Source organism: Gimesia benthica, from assembly GCF_009720525.1.
GTDB classification, from domain to species: Bacteria; Planctomycetota; Planctomycetia; order Planctomycetales; family Planctomycetaceae; genus Gimesia; species Gimesia benthica.
Genome location: NZ_CP043930.1, coordinates 5,899,850 through 5,918,054, shown reverse-complemented (window position 1 = coordinate 5,918,054; position 18,205 = coordinate 5,899,850). Strand labels below are relative to the sequence as shown.

At 52.3% G+C, this 18,205-nt stretch carries 11 protein-coding genes; 5 read left to right on the top strand and 6 right to left on the bottom strand.

All coding sequences use genetic code 11. The annotated features are described in order from the left end of the window. Positions 1-135 precede the first annotated feature (135 nt). The gene (locus tag F1728_RS22955) at positions 136-1,419 is read right to left on the bottom strand and encodes a hypothetical protein (protein WP_155366022.1); all 1,284 of its coding nucleotides are present in this window, start codon (positions 1,417-1,419) and stop codon (positions 136-138) included. Between the two features lie 430 nt (positions 1,420-1,849). On the opposite strand from F1728_RS22955, the gene F1728_RS22950 reads away from it, so the two are divergent. After that, on the top strand, positions 1,850-4,210 hold the full coding sequence (locus tag F1728_RS22950) for a protein-disulfide reductase DsbD family protein (protein ID WP_155366021.1): 2,361 nt from the start codon (positions 1,850-1,852) through the stop codon (positions 4,208-4,210). A gap of 262 nt (positions 4,211-4,472) precedes the next feature. Further along, positions 4,473-5,951 (top strand): YeiH family protein, encoded by a 1,479-nt coding sequence (locus F1728_RS22945; protein WP_155366020.1) that lies wholly within the window; start codon positions 4,473-4,475, stop codon positions 5,949-5,951. Positions 5,952-6,014: 63 nt separating this feature from the next. On the opposite strand, the gene argF is transcribed toward F1728_RS22945, so the two are convergent. The 3 genes from argF to hemB all read right to left on the bottom strand — a co-directional run bounded on the left by argF (position 6,015) and on the right by hemB (position 9,493). Continuing rightward, positions 6,015-6,935: an ornithine carbamoyltransferase gene (gene argF / locus F1728_RS22940; protein ID WP_155366019.1), complete on the bottom strand. Its 921-nt coding sequence runs from the start codon at positions 6,933-6,935 to the stop codon at positions 6,015-6,017. 113 nt (positions 6,936-7,048) lie between these two features. Next, a complete protein-coding gene (locus F1728_RS22935; RefSeq protein WP_155366018.1) occupies positions 7,049-8,254 on the bottom strand; it encodes an aspartate aminotransferase family protein in 1,206 nt (401 codons plus the stop codon). 252 nt (positions 8,255-8,506) lie between these two features. Next, positions 8,507-9,493, bottom strand: a complete 987-nt coding sequence (hemB, locus tag F1728_RS22930; RefSeq protein ID WP_155366017.1) for a porphobilinogen synthase — start codon at positions 9,491-9,493, stop codon at positions 8,507-8,509. Between the two features lie 288 nt (positions 9,494-9,781). Here hemB and F1728_RS22925 point away from each other — a divergent pair, with 288 nt between their 5' ends. The 3 genes from F1728_RS22925 to F1728_RS22915 all read left to right on the top strand — a co-directional run bounded on the left by F1728_RS22925 (position 9,782) and on the right by F1728_RS22915 (position 14,947). Further along, entirely contained in the window at positions 9,782-12,019 is a 2,238-nt protein-coding gene (locus F1728_RS22925) for an outer membrane protein assembly factor BamB family protein (RefSeq protein ID WP_228030305.1), read from the top strand. Beyond that, a complete protein-coding gene (locus tag F1728_RS22920) occupies positions 12,019-13,896 on the top strand; it encodes an outer membrane protein assembly factor BamB family protein (RefSeq protein ID WP_155366016.1) in 1,878 nt (625 codons plus the stop codon). The genes F1728_RS22925 and F1728_RS22920 overlap by 1 nt, the downstream gene beginning before the upstream one ends. Before the next feature lie 235 nt (positions 13,897-14,131). Next, the gene (locus F1728_RS22915) at positions 14,132-14,947 is read left to right on the top strand and encodes a glycosyltransferase (protein ID WP_155366015.1); all 816 of its coding nucleotides are present in this window, start codon (positions 14,132-14,134) and stop codon (positions 14,945-14,947) included. Positions 14,948-14,964: 17 nt separating this feature from the next. Here F1728_RS22915 and F1728_RS22910 read toward each other — a convergent pair whose 3' ends face one another. Together F1728_RS22910 and F1728_RS22905 are read right to left on the bottom strand one after the other, a co-directional pair. Then, positions 14,965-15,372: an ABC transporter permease gene (locus F1728_RS22910; protein WP_155366014.1), complete on the bottom strand. Its 408-nt coding sequence runs from the start codon at positions 15,370-15,372 to the stop codon at positions 14,965-14,967. 47 nt (positions 15,373-15,419) lie between these two features. Then, positions 15,420-17,813, bottom strand: coding sequence for a DUF4159 domain-containing protein (locus tag F1728_RS22905; RefSeq protein ID WP_228030304.1), 2,394 nt, complete (start codon positions 17,811-17,813; stop codon positions 15,420-15,422). Between the last annotated feature and the right edge of the window lie 392 nt (positions 17,814-18,205).

Here is an 18,205-nt window from a genome sequence, read left to right as displayed (position 1 = left end):
AATTCTCAAAAGATCCCGATCACTGAACCTCAGAGGAACGAATGTCAGGTCAGGTTGCCTCGTTTGACTGCAAAAGTATCATAGTGCCTGTCAATGGTCTAAGGCAATCCCCGCTTGTGAGAGCCCTGAAATGGTTCATTTCGAAGAGACTGCGGTGGTTTTCCAGAATTCCGGGAGCTTGTCCAGGGTTTCCGCAACGATCTGCAGGATCACCTGCCGCTCAGCAAGGGGAAAGTTCTGAGGTTCGACGTCCCAATCCGCTTTCAGCGTAGAGTCATCTGCGTTCAGGAATTCATAAATATCCTTGAGAATCCGCAATCTGGCTCCTGCAGGCATCTTCTGGAAACCATCAGTATAGATCAGGTAACTCAATCGATACTGAAACAACCGGGTTTTCAAATCGAAGTCTTTTAAAGAGCGGCCCTGCGAGTCCCGCTTCCCCTGCCGGGTAAACCAGTCCTGATAGCCACTGGTGCCCTTCACTGTTGCCGTGAGTGGAGCTTCATCCAGAAACAACAGATACCGCACCAGCCGCTGCCGGGCATCCGATTCCAGCCCCAGCTGATACTCCATACTGACGCGCGTGATCAGATTATGTGCGTGGACCTGATGATCGAGAACCAGGTGTGCCACCAGATCGGAATGTGGACTGAGATATTTTGTTGTATCAAAGAACTGATCGACGTGTGTCAGGTTGGCACGTAACGCCGGATTCGTTCGGAACTCTTCAATCGTCTCTCTGCCGAACACATTCCCCAGGTGCAGCATGTCTCCGTGTGTGCCGGTCACGTACCAGCCACCCCAGCGTTTTTCGAGTGGTTTGTCATGAGAGATCTGCGAATAACCAGAAATCGGGCGACCATGGTCATCGGTGAGAAAGGAACGGACGAGCAGTCCCGGAACCCGCAGACTTGAATCTCCTGCATGACAGGCCAGACAGCGGTCCGAGCGGACGAAGCGGGGTTTCGCGGAAGCCTTGAGGTCCAGTTCATAAAAGATCGTTCCCCGCAGCGGGTCAATGGACGCCAGTTCCATCGAGCGGGCTCCTGGCACCCAGCCCAGGTAGACATCATCATTGAAATAAACCACTCGCGGATTATCAGGATTAATAATCCGTGGATTCAGGGCCGTCCTGGAATAGACCATCAACTGTGAAGACTCGGGCAGCTGTAACTGCTTAAGAACGTCCCTTAAATATCCCCACTCTGTATCGAATTTCAGCTCTCTATTTTGCTGAATCAGCTGTTCGTTTAAGAGTGTGACGGGGTCCGTTAAAGTGCCGGTACCATACGCGATGGGCTGTAATCCGTAGGGAACAGGATCCCTAAAGTCAATCTGACGAACAGGTTTGGTAGCCAACAGTGGTTCTTCGCCGGACAGATTGCCTACCAGCAGAAGCAACAGAATTCCAACTCTCAACAGGGGTGATATCATTGATTCAGCACGCCAATTGATCAATTCACATTGATGGGTTAAGATATTGAGAGATAACAGGTTGCCAGCTTTGCGATCAGTACTCTTCCCGGTTTAACAAAGGGGATGAGAAAATTTGCCGGTTCGGCAACGGATTGTCAATGTTGACTCAAAAATCTAAAATCCGTAAGAAACGGCAAGGTTTTGTATCTTACTTCACAGAAGAAAAGAGGCCTGTCACCGATATCATTCTACATATTGTATAATTTAACGAGTGGGCTTTCGAGCCCGTCCGTGTTTGTCACACCTGAAATCGCCTGCCTTTTGAAGACAGATCACAGGTTCTCTCGCGAACCTGCCCGACAGGAGAAACCTGTCAGATCAGGGGTGATCGACCAACTATCAAAGTATCCGAGTTTTCTGGAAGGGTTTCATTTTGAAAACTCCCCGCCGCTATACCGCAACCGTCGCCTGCCTGACTATTCTCGCCTCCCTGTTCTGCAGTTCGCTGACACTCACAGCTCAGAAACCGTCTCTGCCCGATCTCTTCGGACAGAAACAGGCAGCATCCGGGAAGGAAACAAAGAACGCCAAAGCAGAAATCAGTGTCAGCCTGCTCCCGCAGGATGCCAAAGCAGGAGAGACCGTCACACTCTCACTGACCATGCTGATTCCCGAAGGTTCCTACACCTACTCCACCAACCCGACGTTTGGCGGCGCTACCAAGTTCGTCATTAAGGAATCGAAAGGCGTGACCGCCATCGATCAGCACTTCAATGCCGACCATCCTCCTAAAACCGTCTTTGAGCCCCTGTTCGGCAAAGAGATTGAAAAATACACCAAGAGCGTCATCTGGACACGACGCTTTAAGGTCAATAAAGACGTAAAAGAACCCAGCCAGGTTCAGATCAAAGGACAGATGCTCTACCAGGTCTGTGATGCCAAGAATTGCGTGCCTTCGCAATACCCATTCACCGCGACCTTATCAGGAAAGCAGGAAAGTGCGCCGCTGTCATTTACCACGATTCCCGAGCGGCGAAACGTACCTGATCCGATCGAATTGAAGTTTGCGCTGGAACCGGCGGCTGTGAATCCCAAGCAACTGGTCGACCTGAAAATTACGATGAAGCTGGAACCGGAATTCCATACGTTTGCACTCGATCAGGATAAAACTCAGGCGGGACTGCCGACACATATCGAAATTCTGAAGCTCGAAGGTTTGAAATCCGTCTCCCAGCAGTTCAAAGCGACACCAGCTCCCAAAGAGGAAACTCACGGAGAATTCAGCCAGCGTACCCATTACAACGAAGTGGTCTGGACGCGGCAGTTTGAACGGATAGCAGATGCCCGGGAAATTGGTGTAGAAGGAAAACTGACATACCAGATCTGCAATGAGGGCAGCTGTCGACGCCCGATGCCGGTCGAGTTTCAGCTGGGAGATCTCACTAATGCACAGCCGGTAGCGATGTCTTCACTGGAAGAGCTTCACAGCGACAGTGCAGCTGACGACGACACCATCATTATCAGCTCTGAAGAATCCAACCGCAGCCTGTCTTCGTATCTGTTTTTTGCCTTTCTGGGTGGCTTGATTCTGAACGTGATGCCCTGTGTGCTGCCGGTCGTGGCGATTAAGGTCATGAGCTTCGTGCAGCAGGCGGGTGAAAGTCGACTCCGAATCTTCCTGTTAAATATCTTCTATTCATTGGGCGTCCTGGTCGTCTTTCTGAGCCTGGCTTCACTCGCGGTCTTCGCGGGACTGGGTTGGGGCGGACTGTTCCAGAGCACGAAATTCAATGTCATCATGGCCTGCATCGTTTACGCGATGGGCTTGAGCATGTTGGGCGTCTTCGAAATCCCGGTACCGGGGATGGTCGGTTCTGCCGCGGGCGGACAACAGAAAGAGGGTCTCACCGGTGCGTTTCTGACCGGGATTCTGGCAACACTGCTGGCGACTCCCTGTAGTGGTCCGTTCCTGGGACCGGTACTCGCCTGGTCTGTCAAACAGACACCACAAATCACTTACCTGGTCTGGCTGGTCATGGGACTGGGCATGGCTTCACCTTATCTCATCTTCAGTATTTTCCCCAAGGCGATCAAGTTCCTCCCCAAACCGGGTATGTGGATGGTCCGCTTCAAAGAATTCTCGGGGATCGTACTTATGGGAGCGGTGATTTTTATCATTTCGTTCCTGGACGAATCCCTGACCATTCCAGTACTGATCATGTTGCTGGGGATCACCACTGGCCTGTGGATGATCGGCAGCCTGTACTCACACAGTTCGCCTGCCCGGGTGAAGCTGGCGGTCCGGACGGCAGCGTTACTGCTCACAGCGGGAATCTGCTTCTTTGGCTATAACATGAGCCAAAAGTCGACCAACGATCTTCCCTGGGTGCCTTTCAATGCTCAGGAACTGAAAAAACTGCGTTCCGAAAACCGGACCGTCCTCATTGACTTCTCTGCGGACTGGTGCCTGAGCTGTAAGACCAACGAGAAGCTGGCTCTGAATACTCCCGAAACCCTGGAAATGGTTAGTAAGTACAATGTGGTGCCGATGTATGCGGACTACACAGATTACTCACCTGACATCAAAGCATGGCTGGACAAATTTGAGAGTGTCAGCATTCCATTAACTGTGATCTTCCCCGCCAATAACCCCAACAAACCGATTATCATCCGTGACCTGTATACACAGTCCACGCTTTTAAGCGCCTTAAAACAGGCAGTGGATGAATCTCCCGCCTCGAAATCTCCCCCCAAGCAAGCAATGATTTCCACTGAGAGCACCGAAGCACATTAAACTCACTCTCCACTGAGTTGTATGCATGGGGGCCCTGAGTCGAAATTGAGGCCCGTGCATACATCAACGCTTTTCGATTCCTGAACTTTTTAGTAAGGTATGATGCATTCCGTGAACGTACCGTTTCCGTACGATTCCATCCCCTGCTTTCCTGCTGACTTGAGCGGAATGGCGACAGCCACCGGTTGGTAATTTCGATTTCCAATGGCTGGCACCATGCTGCTCAGTAAAACACAACGATTCTCTGACACCGAGACCTGCCATGCAAGACACCCCCTCCGCTCCCGATCCAGAACAGAATCAAGAAGATGATATTGTAGTAGCCGCTCCCCGGCGCTCGACCTGGTCTGAAATGAGAACGGCTGAAGACTGGTGGGCGATCTGGATCGGTGGAACGCTGCTGGTAGTCTGCTTTCTGGCGATGTATTTTTCACTTCCCGCCGATTTCGCAGAACAGGTTAAAGCTGCGGAAGCTGCTGGCGAGAAGGTAAGTGCACACAGCCCTCTGAAACCGTGGCTGGCTAAACCGGGATCCTGGACAGATAACCCGGTAGATTCGCTGTTTCCTCCTGAGAAATCGAGTCTGCTGCTGCCGATCGGTGTCGTCTTCCTCGTCAGCTTGATTGTGTTTTCGATTGGTGTCACAGCCATGGGACAGAAAGCCCCCCCTTTCGCCATTGGTTTCGTCGCGGTCTTTCTGCTGGCCACGCTGGCATATATTCTGACCGGGCAAGCGGTGATCAAAAGTTATAACCTCGAATACGCACTCTGGGCATTGATGATCGGTCTGGTGATCAGCAATACCATTGGCACACCGAACTGGATTAAGCCGGCACTTAGAACTGAGTTATATATCAAATCAGGACTGGTCATCATGGGCGCCAGCGTGCTGCTGAACCGTCTGCTCATCCTGGGCCTGCCTGGTATCTATGTGGCCTGGGTCGTCACACCCGTTGTTCTGATCAGCACTTACTTTTTCGGGCAGAAGTTCCTGAAAATGGAATCCCGCTCGCTGAACATGGTGATTTCCGCGGATATGTCCGTGTGTGGTGTCTCGGCTGCAATCGCCACCGCAGCCTCCTGTAAAGCCAAGAAGGAAGAGCTCTCCTTCGCCATCGGGCTTTCATTGACGTTTACGGTCTTCATGATGATTGCACTTCCCGCGGTGATTAAGGCGCTGGGAATGAGCCCGATTTTAGGTGGTGCCTGGATGGGGGGGACCATCGATGCAACTGGTGCGGTCGCCGCTGCAGGTAACCTGCTGGGACCAGAGGCAGAGCAGGTCGCCGTCACCATCAAGATGATCCAGAATATCCTGATCGGCGTGACCGCATTTGGCGTCGCCGTCTATTGGGTCAGCTGCGTGGAAGGCAAAGAATCCGGTATCAAACCGGATGCCTGGGAAATCTGGTATCGCTTCCCGAAATTCGTTTTGGGCTTCATCGCGGCATCAGCCATCTTCTCCCTCTTGTATATTTCGCTTCCCGGCGGAGATGTCGTGGTGCCAGCCATGGTGAAAGAATCGTCCAAGGTCTTCCGCGGCTGGTTCTTCTGTCTGGCCTTTATCAGCATCGGACTGGAAACCAACTTCCGCGAACTGGCGAAATTCCTCAAAGGAGGCAAGCCACTGATTCTATATGTCTGTGGCCAGTCTCTGAACCTGATTCTGACTCTCCTCATGGCCTGGTTGATGTTCGAAGTCTTCTACAAGGATGTCGTCACTGAAGTCTTTAAGAAGTAGGCTGCCTGGCGCATAAAAAACCCCGGTCATTCCGGACCGGGGTGGTTGTGATTTCGCGAGTCATCAGGATGACTGTTTGAGCAACCAGACCAGCAGCCCTTTGGCAAGGTGCTTGCGATTCTCCGCCTGGTCGAAAACGATGCTCTGCTCGCAGTCAACAACCCCGTCTGTTACTTCCAGTCCTCGTTTCGCGGGCAGGCAGTGCATGAAGCGACACTGTTTTCCGGCTGCGGACATCAGACTTTCCGTCACCTGAAAATCGGCAAAAATCTTTTTGCGTTTTTCGGTCTCTGCTTCCTGTCCCATACTGGCCCAGACATCCGTGTAGATAACTGTTGCATCGGCAACCGCTTTCATGGGATCAGCTTCCAGTTCCAGCTGCAGGCCGGGATAATTACTCTTAAGGATCGCAACCAGATCCGAACAGAGTTCAAAACCTTCGGGCGATGAGACCACAAACGGCACATTCAGCTTGGCACAACAGTTAGCCAGCGAATACGCCACATTATTCCCGTCGCCGACGTAGACCAGTTTCTGCTGTGTCAGATCACCGAGCAGTTCCTGCATGGTAAACAGGTCTGTCAGCGCCTGGCAGGGGTGACTGAGATCGGAAAGGGCATTAATCACACAAGTTCCTGCGTGCTGTGAGAATTTTTCAATCAGCTCGTGTGAAAAGGTCCGCATAGTGATCACATCCGAAAACCGACCGATCACCCGGGCCACGTCTTCTATAGACTCACGGCCATCGAGGCCAGCCTCTTTACAGGTGAAAAAACTCGAACCACCACCCAGCTCCCACATGGCTGATTCAAAACTGAGACGGGTCCGCAGCGAGGGTTTTTCGAACAGCTGGGTCATCGTATAACCCTGCAGCAACTGAGGACGTTCACCCTGCTTACGCTTGTCTTTGAGCTCTTGTGCTTGAGCAAAGATCTCAACTATTTCGCACGATTCCAGATCGTTTAACGTGACTAAATGCCTCATGGAAGTTCTCGATTAATGACGTTTTAAAAACAGGAATTCCTGTTCGCATCTTAAATTAAGACTCGAACAGGAATGTGTGAATGAATAATGGATGCTTGAGAGGGGCCGCGGCCTTATGCCTCTTCGGCCATTTCCCGCAGGACCGTTGCGATCAGTTCGCAGCCTTCCTCGACCTGCTCGGCGGTCACATTCAGAGCCGGCAACAGTCGAACGACGGTATCGTGCGTCGCGTTGATTAACAGGCCGCGTTCCATGCATTTGCCGACGGCGGGAGCAGAGGGGATATTCAGATCGACGCCGATCATCATCCCTTTGACGCGGACTTCGCGAATGATGGGAAGTTCCTGCTGAAGCTGTTCAAAGAACTGCTTGAATTTGTCGGACATCGCATGGCAGTTTTCCAGCAGATTCTGATCTTCGATCATCTGTCCTGTCGCCAGACCGGCAGCCATCGCCAGGGGGTTTCCGCCAAAAGTGCTGGCGTGCATTCCAGGCCGCAGGCTGGGGGCAACCTCTTCTGTCGCAATCAGAGCCCCGGCAGCAACACCGCCGGCAATCCCTTTCGCCATCGTCATGATGTCGGGTTGTACGTCCCACTGCTGATAACCAAACCAGGTGCCGGTCCGTCCCATACTGGTCTGGACTTCATCGAAGATCAAAAGGCAGTTGGCTTCATCAGCGATTTTTCGCAGACCGGCCAGATAGCCCTGATCAGGGACATTCACGCCCCCTTCCCCCTGAACCGGTTCGACCATAATCGCACAGGTTTCGTCATCGACGAGGCTGGCGATCGCTTCGAGATTATTAAACGGAGCATAACGGAACCCGGCAACCAGCGGTCCCAGACCGGCATGGTACTTGGGCTGCGCTGTTGCAGTAACTGCTGCGAAAGTCCGCCCGTGGAACCCGTTTTCACAGGTAATGATCTTGGGCCGCTTACCGTCATAATGCAGACGGGCCAGCTTGAGAGCCCCTTCATTCGCTTCCGCACCACTGTTACAGAAGAAGGCTTTTCCAAAGCTGCGGCTACAGAGGAATTCTGCGAACCGTCCCTGAGCTTCGGTATACCAGGTGTTGGGAACATGAATCAGCCGGGAAACCTGATCCTGAATCGCAGAGACAACCGGTTCGGGACAATAGCCCAGAATGTTGCAGCCCCAGCCGGGAAACAGGTCGAGATAACGGTTACCTTCCGCGTCCCAGACATAGCTCCCCTCGCCGCGTACCAGACTGATCGGGTAGCGACCGTAATTGGGGATCACATACTTGTCGAAGAGGGCAATCGTTTCCTGACTACTGGCATGTCCCGTTACTGACACTGAAACACCTCACTTGTAAGAGAAATCCGTAAATTCACAATATCGGTTTGATGGAAAGGAATTTTGACACTAATTCTTGAACTGAAGTTCGAAAAAAAAGCAAACTTTGACTCAGCTGTGATTTCAGCAGTGAATCAGGCTTTCCTCCTGCAGCTGACAGCAGCGCAGAACGAAGCGGAAAATTATAGCAGAAGGCTTAAAATTTAGCAGCAATCCGGGAAAAAAGAATCGGATTACTCATCAAATATTCATCTAGCCTGCCTGAAGGATTTCCGCAACTTCTTTAGCAAAGTAGGTTAACACACCATCAGCCCCTGCCCGCTTGAAACAGAGCAGGCTTTCCAGCATGCATTTTTTGCGGTCGAGCCAGCCGTTCTGGGCGGCGGCAGAGATCATCGCAAATTCCCCACTCACCTGATAGGCATAGGTGGGAACCTCAAATTCTGCTTTGACACGTCGGACGATATCCAGATAAGGCATTCCCGGCTTGACCATCACCATGTCCGCTCCTTCGCTGACATCCAGGCCCACTTCCCGCATCGCCTCATCACTGTTGGCGGGGTCCATCTGATAGGTTCGCTTGTCCCCCGTTCCCAGGTTGGTTCCAGAACCGACGGCATCACGGAACGGACCATAAAAAGCAGAGGCATATTTCGCCGCATACGCCATAATCTGCACATACTGAAAACCAGCTTCGTCGAGGGCTTCTCGAATCGCCCCGATGCGGCCATCCATCATGTCCGAAGGCGCAATGATATCGCAGCCCGCTTCCGCCTGCACTACGGCCTGCTGACAGAGGACGTCGATGGTTTCGTCATTGACCACGTATCCATCTTTAACGAGACCATCCTGCCCGTGAATGGTGTAGGGATCCAGGGCGACATCGCAGAGAATCCCCAGATTCAGGTTCTGCTCTTTTAACGCACGCACCGCCCGACAGACCAGGTTTTCAGGATTAAAGGCTTCTTCCCCCCCTTCGGTTTTCTTTGACGGATCGGTCGCAGGGAACAGTGCCAGAGCCGGGATCTGTAATTCTGCGGCCGCAGCCGCCTGTTCCACCAGATGATCGATGGTCAAGCGGTGGACTCCGGGCATGGAAGGAATCTCTGTTTTCTGGTTTTCGCCATCCTGAATAAAGACCGGCCAGATCAGATCATTTACTGAAAGCTGATTCTCGGAAACCAGGCGTCGTGACCAGTCGGTTCGACGATTCCGCCGCATACGTACCTGAGGATACATGAAAAACAGGGTCCTTCTTTATTTGAAGTCAGGGAATGCCTATAAATTATAGATCGATTTCCTGATTATGGTCTAAAGAGCCTCGAATATAAAGGTACAGGCTCTTTTTAAATCTGGATGAGAGAACAGATTAGACCATTGCAATACCCCGAAAACTTCAATAGTGTATTAATTATATGTAGGGGATTTAACCCTCCCACCTTGCAGCTGAGATCACAGGTCCGACAGCCGACCTGTCGTCCTTCATCAGTGATACCACATTCTATAAAAGAACAGTGAGGATCTTCTATGCGAAGAATTAACATGGTGCTTGTCAGCTCCATTATGCTGTTATTCACAACGTCGCTTGCCTCTGCAGGCGACTGGGCGCATTGGCGCGGTCCGGAGCATAATGGGATCTCCCGTGAAACAAACCTTGTCGACGAGTGGTCCCTCGACGGCAAAAATGTGCTCTGGAAATCTGATATCGGTGGCCGGTCAGCTCCCATCGTATTGAATGGTCGCGTTTATCTGAATTGTCGCACCCACCACGATGTCACCGACCCCAAAGATAAAATCAATGCCCAGGAACAGGTCGTCTGCTGGGACGCCAAGACCGGCAAAGTAATCTGGAAAGATGTGTTCAACGTTTTCCAGACCGATATCCCTTCTCCCCGTGTCGGCTGGGCCAGCATGGTGGGTGATACGGAGACCGGCAACGTCTATGTGCACTCTGTCAGTGGTCTGTTCCGCTGCTACTCATCTGATGGCAAAGTCCTCTGGGAAACATCACTGTCTGAAGACTACGGAAAGATTTCCGGTTACGGCGGACGAACCCAGACTCCCATCATTGACGAAAATCGTGTGATCGTCAGCTTCCTGCAACTCAACTGGGGTAAGACTGCTGCTCCACCACCAAAGCAGACTTACTATGCTTTCGATAAAAAGAGCGGCAAGCTGCTCTGGACGGCCGCTCCCGGTGGTGCTCCCTTCGACACCAACTATTCTGCTCCCATCGTGACTGTCATCGACGGCGTTCGGCAATTGATTGCCGGTAATGCCGATGGTGGCTGCTACGGTATGAATGCCCGCACCGGAGAAAAGCTGTGGGGCTTCAGCATGTCCAAACGGGGATTGAACTGTTCTCCCGTGGCTGACGGGAACCTGGTCTACATCACCCATGGTGAAGACAACATCGATAACGTGGAATTCGGTCGGGTGCAGTGCATTGACGCTTCCAAGCGGGGCGACATCACCGAAACCGGCAATGTCTGGCGTGTCGACGGTATTAAAGCCGGCTATGCCAGTGTCCTTGTCAAAGACGGAATTCTGTATGTCGTCGCCGACACCGGTCAGATGTATGCATTTGACAGCAAGAACGGCAAACAGCTCTGGACTCACAACCTCGGAACCGTTGGAAAAGGTTCTCCGGTCTGGGCAGATGGTAAGCTGTATGTGATGGAAGTCAACGGAAACATCTTTATCCTCAAACCGAGCCGCGAAAAATGTGAAGAACTGTCTCACGTTCAACTGCTGGCTCGCGTCGACAAAGGGATGGATGAGATTTACGCCTCTCCCGCGATTGCCAATGGTCGAATCTATTTCGTTACGCGTGACCGTACTATCTGTATCGGCGACGAATCGCTGAAGCCGAGCAGCGATCCGGTGCCTCCTCTCAAAGAAGAAAAACCGGTTCAGGATAAGATTGCCACCATTCAACTGGTGCCTTATGAAATTGCAGTTCCCCAGGGAGATAAGATCGATTATCAAATCCTGGCTTACGATGCCAACGGCCGCTTCATCAAAGAAGTAGAAGGGAAACTGACTCCCGGTCCCGGCATGGAACAGGCGAAAGTGGATGGCATGTCGGTCACCACTCCGAGTGACCTGAAATCACCCGCGGCAGGAACCATCTCTGTTCAGGTTGGTGATGCTACTGCCGAAGCCCGTCTGCGTGTCTTCCCACCTCTGCCCTGGAAGTATGACTTCGAAGGTATGAAAGGGAAACAGGTACCTGGCAGTTGGGTGAATGCATTCCTCAAACTGCAGCCAAACGAACTGGATGGCACCACGGCAATGAAAGCCAGCCCGGGTAAAGGTCGCCCCAGTGCCAGCGTCTGGCTTGGCCCCTCTGACATGAGCAAGCTGGCACCGAACGGTTACACCGTTCAGGCAGACGTGTTCATGAAGGAACAGAAACGTAAGCTGGCCAGTGTCGGCGTCACCGTAAATCGTTATGACCTGATCCTGAAAGGTAACTCGAGCAAGCTCGCAATCCAGAGTTGGGCTCCGCACCAGCGGATGGCCAAGGAAATCCGTTTCCGTTCTGATCCGGATGTCTGGTACACCATGAAGCTCAAAGTTGAGGTCAAAGATGGACAGGCAACGGTAAAAGGCAAAGTCTGGCCTCGTGAAAAACCGGAACCCGAAGAGTGGACCATCGAAACTGTCGATCCGCATGCGAATGAGAAGGGAAGCCCAGGGCTTTACCTCTACCGTCTCGCCGATGTTTACTTTGATAACGTCATTGTCTCTGAGGATAAATAATGAAAAAGATTCTATTACGATTTGCCCTGTTGAACTCATTTGCATGCTGTGCACTGCTGGCTTCCACAGGTTGTGAATCCCGCGATGCTGAGAAGCCGGAAGCGATGCCGGAAACAACGACGGACCTGGGTGGTTCTGCTCCGATTGAAGAAGCAGGTTCAACCACCGGTGGTGCCGGCGTGAATGTTCCGGAAGAAAAACCGGAGATGAAAAAAGAAGAACCGGCTCTGGATCCTGATGGGAACCCCGTAAAGCCTGAGGCTGAAGCAAAGCCGAAAGCCGAGGAAAAACCCAAAGCCGATCCTAAGCCAGAAAAGAAAGCTGAAGAAACCTCCCAGACCAAGCCTGAAGAAAAAACAGAGCTGGTCAGCAAGGATACAAAATCCGATGCGAAAGTCGCAGGCGACTGGCCGATGTGGGGTGGAGATCCAACCCGAAATATGGTCAATAAAACCACAGGCATCTCTCTGAATTTCAAACCCGGCGAAGGGGATGATAAAGGCGAGAACATTGTCTGGGTCTCCAAGCTGGGTTCACAGACTTACGGTAACCCGGTAGTGGCTAATGGACAGGTTTACGTCGGTACTAATAACGGCGGTAAGTACCGTCCTCAGCACAAAGACGACCTCGGTGTCGTGCTCTGCTTCGATGAAAAAACCGGTGACTTCAAATGGCAGCTCTCACGAGAAAAACTGCCCCAGGGTCGTGTGAACGACTGGCCGGAACAGGGGATCTGTTCGACTCCCTGTATCGAAGGAGACCGCGTCTGGGTCGTTACCAACCGTTGCGAACTGATGTGCCTGGATGCTGACGGTTTCTACGACAACGAAAACGATGGCCCTTACAAGGATGAAAAGGACACCGACAAAACAGACGCCGACATTATCTGGAACCTGGATATGATCGAAGACTTGGGTGTCTTCCCACATAACCTGGCAACCAGTTCGCCGGTCGTCCATGGTGACTATGTCTTCCTGCTGACATCCAACGGCGTTGATGAAGCACACCTGGAAGTCCCTGCTCCACGGGCTCCCTGTTTTCTGGCAATCAACAAAAACACCGGTGAGGTCATCTGGGAAGACAATACTCCGTTCGACCAGATTCTGCACGGTCAGTGGTCATCACCCGCCATCGGTGTAGTGAATGGCCAGACCCAGGTTTACTTCCCCGGTGGGGATGGCTGGCTGTATGCCTTCACTCCTGAAGGAGATGGAGACGGTAATGCCAAGCTGATCTGGAAATTCGACCTGAACCCCAAAGACTCAAAATGGGAACTGGGGGGGCGCGGTACCCGTAACGCGATCATCAGCACCCCGGTCTTCAAAGACAACAGCGTTGTGCTGGGTGTCGGACAGGACCCGGAGCATGGTGAAGGGGTCGGTCATATCTACCGCATTGATGCCACCAAGAAAGGTGATATCAGCCCACAGATCTCTGATGGTAAAGAGGGCTGGAAAGAAAACCCGAACTCGGGCCAGATCTGGCACTATGGTGGTGAAGATACCGATGGTAAGCTGACCGGCAAGAAAGGTGAGCTGCTTTACCGTCGAACAATGTCAACTGTCGGGATCGAAGATGGACTGGTTTATGCACCAGACCTGAGTGGTTTCGTACACTGCCTCGATTTCGCAACCGGTAAACGCTACTGGGAATACGACATGTTTGCCGCCTGCTGGGGATCCCCCATGGTAGTTGACGGGAAAGTATTCATTGGAAACGAAGATGGAATGCTGATCATTCTCAAAGCCGGCAAGGAAAAGAAACTGCTGGAAGAGAAGACCTTCAATTCCTCAATCTACAGTACACCCACGATCGCCAACGGACATATGTTCGTTTCTGACCGTTCCCGGCTGTACAAGATCAAAGTAACTGAATAGTAAGCAGTTACGACGATCAATTTAATTCTGAAAGCAGAAGTCTTCCCGCGAAGGCTTCTGCTTTTTTCTTGCGCCTCTAAAATTCGGTTTTGACATAAATTCACTTTTTTGATACACCCCGCTCACCATTCCCACACCGCCCCTGCGACAGGCAGGGGGGACTCACCAAATCTGTGCAATCTCACCAGCTGGAAACGACGTCTGTCTAACCGGCGAAACGGGTATCAAATCATTCATGTCACCTGCCATTATTGTCGTCCCCTGTTATAACGAAGAGAAACGGTTAGAGATCCTCCAGTTCCGTAAGCACGTCGCGCGGCACCCGGAGCACTCTTTTCTGTTCGTTAACGATGGCAGTTCCGATCGCACCGCGCTGATCCTGGATGACTTGCATGCTGCTGATCCCGACCACTTTGAAGTTTTACACCTCTCCCACAATCAGGGAAAGGCCGAGGCGGTCCGCCAGGGAATGCAGCAGGCATTACAAGCTGGTGTGGAATATGCAGGTTTCTGGGACGCAGATCTGGCTACCCCCCTGGAATCGATTCCGGATTTTGTCGCGCAACTGGAACAGATGCCTGAACGATCCATGGTTCTGGGTGCCCGTGTCAAACTGCTGGGACGTCAGATCGAAAGAAAACAGCTGAGGCATTACCTGGGCCGCATCTTTGCGACATCAGCGTCGACAGTATTACGGCTCCCCATCTATGATACCCAGTGTGGCGCAAAACTGTTTCGCGTTACACGGGAAAATCAGAGTCTGTTTGCCACACGGTTTCTCACCAACTGGATCTTCGATGTGGAGCTGCTGGCACGGTCGCGGCAACTGGAACGGTTCTTTGGATGTCCCAAGCTGGAAGACACAGTCTATGAATTGCCCCTGACCAGCTGGCGGGATGTGGCAGGCTCTAAAGTGAAGCCTCACGATTTTTTCAAGGCGTTTTTCGAGCTCTGCACCATTTACTGGCGCTATTTGCGTCCTTCTCTGAAATCGCCATTCACTCAGTTGCCGACTCAGATTGAAACGCAGTCGAAGCGCAAAGCAGCATAATCCGCTCAAGTCAGAGATCAGTCACTGTGAATATTAAACCACTTTTTACAGTAACTGCACTTCACATCCCCATGAGGTGAAACGTCCGAATCTTCCTCAATCGGCGCATTGCAGTGCGGGCAGGCATAGCTGCTGCGTTTCTTGGAAGGGGATGGTTTCCGGGTTGCCCTGACACCCGTCAGACGGCTGCCCCTGGCGGTAAGTGACCTGTAAGCAGTAAAGCCACCTACCATCACAAAGGGAATTGCTATCAACGAACCAATAATGCGAAAAAACAGAGGCGGTGAATGGAATCCCCCGAAGGGCTGAGACCACAGAAAAGAAATCAGAGTCAGACCAATTCCGCCAAAGACACAGCCAATCACGACCCCGACCAGACGGGCTCCCGGTGAAATTTTCTGCTGGCGCTCTTCCTGCTCGCTCATGATTCTCCCTGACTTGTTGCCTCTACTGGCGGTAACCGGGGTTGAGACTATTCCGCCTCGACTTCCTGTGACATGACTTCCCGATATGCGATATCCTGCAGCAGGGCATAACGGACGATATTCAAGGCCAGGTTCACTGCATCCTGAGGCACATAACCGGCACAGGCGACCGACGCCTGCTGCTCCAGGGCACAGCTGATATCGTACTTACTATATATCACAGCCAGGTGCCCATCAATTTCAATTCCTTCGAGCAGAGGTTCAACGACCAGGGTTTCTGCTTTCAGCGGCTGGTTTACATCGTTGACCTCCATCTGGCGACGACGCACGCGGCGTACATCATATCCGGTCTGCTCCGAAAACAGAGGATGATCGACGGGAATGCGTTTTAACTGTTTGGTCGGAAACATTTCCTGCATCAGCTGACGAAAACTTTTATCAAACGGCTGTGCACCACAACAGGCGTCCGCAAACAGTACCGCTCCATTATCCAGGGCCTGTTTCAGGTTCGACTGTTCCGTTTTAGAAAGGCTGAACTGGCTTCTGCCATGCATATACAGCAGCGGGTACTGCATCAGATTAGGATCGCTGGCCGGCAGACTGGGCGTTTTCGTGGAAGCGATCATTCCCGCATTCTGGTTCAGGGCCTTGAGCAGATTTGTCAAAGCTCTCGGTGCCGCATCCCAGGTGCCGTTATGACGGATCTTGGCGATCTGCAGAAAGCCCCGTTCGACCTGATTCTGCAAACCGTTCTCACTGGCCAGTTCTTCCTGGTCAAGTTTGTTTGGTGGTTCTCGACCTGTCGCGTATGCAATCACGTTGGTTCCGATCCGGACAGCACGCGTGATCATGGAAGTTGCTTTCACCGGTCGATCTTGAGAGGGGAACCGCATCCATTTGTCCCAGAGACAGGCCAGGTCGTCAGGGCAGTAGATAATGGAAGTTCGGCAGCCGACATCGACGCCATAGAGTTCGACACTTTCCGCATCGAGCAGATATTCGCAGCGAAAGACAGGATGCTCAGCCGTCAGCCGTTTCAGCTGGACTTCCCCCTGCGGATACATTTTTTTGATCAGTTCTCGAAAACCACGATCAAAGCCGGCCCCATTACAGTTATCAACGGCGAAGATAAAGCCCCCCTGCTCCACAAACTGTTTGAGCATGTTGACCTCAGGTACTCCAAACTGGGGATCTTCCTGACCACTGATAAACAGCACAGGAGCCTGCCGGAGAACCTGCACGCCCCCCCCCTGAATCGCCAGGTCGAGATTTACGGTCTGCCAGGTCAGCAGTTTCGGCCAGTCAGGGCGTCCGGAAAGCGCATCGGTCAGATTCAGAATATCATTCTGATGGTGATTCCAGTTCGGAATTGTTCCCGGCTGCAGTTTGGCCTGCCCCTCGGTTTTGTATTCCAGCTTATTGATCAGGACCGGAGCCAGACCTTTGGAAAGAAAGAGCAGGACAAAGCTCGTTCCCAGTACGGGATCAGATTCCAATTGGCCGGCACCACGCCATGAGCCATCGCGCACGGACTGCCTTTGTGTCAGAAACGCGGCTCCTTCCCGATACCAGTCATGCTTGCCGAAAAACCGGGTACCGCTTAAGCGTCCCGCACGTTCCAGACCATACAGGTAATAAAGCAGCCAGGAGTTGACTCCGGGATTGGTGCCCACGGAAAAATGGGTGGTCATCCAGTGAATGGCCCGTTCGATAGATTTGTCCTCTTCTTTTTGATCACAGCAGACGGGAGTACCGTCGGGATTCAGTTCCAGGTCGTCTCCCAGCATCGAATTGACGATCACCATAGTAGCGATCCCTGCGACGGTCATACTGCCTCGACTCGCCCCGGCGTTGGACTGATAGCCCCAGCCGCCATCGCCACTTTGCTGTGTAGACCAATACTGTTTGATGAGCTTCCAGGTTTTCTGGCTGACCGGTACCCCCGCGTGCACGGCATCGCGTAGAGCGAGTACCGCGTACTGACTGTTACTGCGATCGGCAACCCCGGCTCCTCCAATGGCCATTCCGGGTCCGTAACTCCAGCCCCCTGCATCGGGCCCGGTCGTCACCTGACTTTTCTCAAGTCGTGCCACCAGGGACTGAATCAGAGGTAAATCCCGTTTGCCATCTTTAGCGGCTGCCAGCGCCATAATCATCAGGCTGGTCTGGTAGGTTCCCCTGGGTTCGGGAGCGCGGAGTGATCTGAGGTATTTGAGGCCGCGCTGTACGGGTTCATCATTCGCAGTCATGCCGCAGTTGATGATGGCCATCAGAGCCAGACAGCTGATGCCGGGAGTATAATTTTTCCCCGGACCGGACCAGGAACCATCGCCCTGCTGTTCCTGCAGGAGAAAGGCTTTTCCACGCTCGATGGATTCCAGTACTGCCTTGGCTGACAGTTCCTGACCCTGCGCAAAAACAGCTCTGCTGGAGAACAACATGAGGGAAATGCATAGGACTGCTGTTAACGTCCAGCGCAACGCCCGATACGCTCTACGATAATGCGGAAAATCCATTAAGTTTCGCTTTCGATTCCGAAGTCTATCACTGGATCAGAGCCTGCATAGCCCCTTCTCTCCAGAACTGTGCCCGGAAACTGATTTGTTTAATTTTTATGCATTCTTACAAGATATTTTACCTATTCCAGATGAATTGTTTGTTTTTTCACCCGTCTCCCTGATTGTATCATATTTGCGTTCGCAAGTCAGCGGGTCTCTGTTTCTCTCGGGATTGAAGATGGCTATAATTACGAAGACTGACTGCGTATTTTCACACGGACTGAAGGCTGTCCGCATTGATTATCGATGCCGGTCAGCATTTTGAGTCAGTCAGG

Coding starts and splice junctions, on each gene's coding strand:
- F1728_RS22945 (WP_155366020.1), top strand. CDS start 4,473: ATGCAAGACACCCCCTCCGCTCCCGATCCAGAACAGAATCAAGAAGAT.
- argF (WP_155366019.1), bottom strand. CDS start 6,935: ATGAGGCATTTAGTCACGTTAAACGATCTGGAATCGTGCGAAATAGTT.
- hemB (WP_155366017.1), bottom strand. CDS start 9,493: ATGTATCCTCAGGTACGTATGCGGCGGAATCGTCGAACCGACTGGTCA.
- F1728_RS22925 (WP_228030305.1), top strand. CDS start 9,782: ATGCGAAGAATTAACATGGTGCTTGTCAGCTCCATTATGCTGTTATTC.
- F1728_RS22920 (WP_155366016.1), top strand. CDS start 12,019: ATGAAAAAGATTCTATTACGATTTGCCCTGTTGAACTCATTTGCATGC.
- F1728_RS22915 (WP_155366015.1), top strand. CDS start 14,132: ATGTCACCTGCCATTATTGTCGTCCCCTGTTATAACGAAGAGAAACGG.
- F1728_RS22910 (WP_155366014.1), bottom strand. CDS start 15,372: ATGAGCGAGCAGGAAGAGCGCCAGCAGAAAATTTCACCGGGAGCCCGT.
- F1728_RS22905 (WP_228030304.1), bottom strand. CDS start 17,813: ATGTTGTTCTCCAGCAGAGCTGTTTTTGCGCAGGGTCAGGAACTGTCA.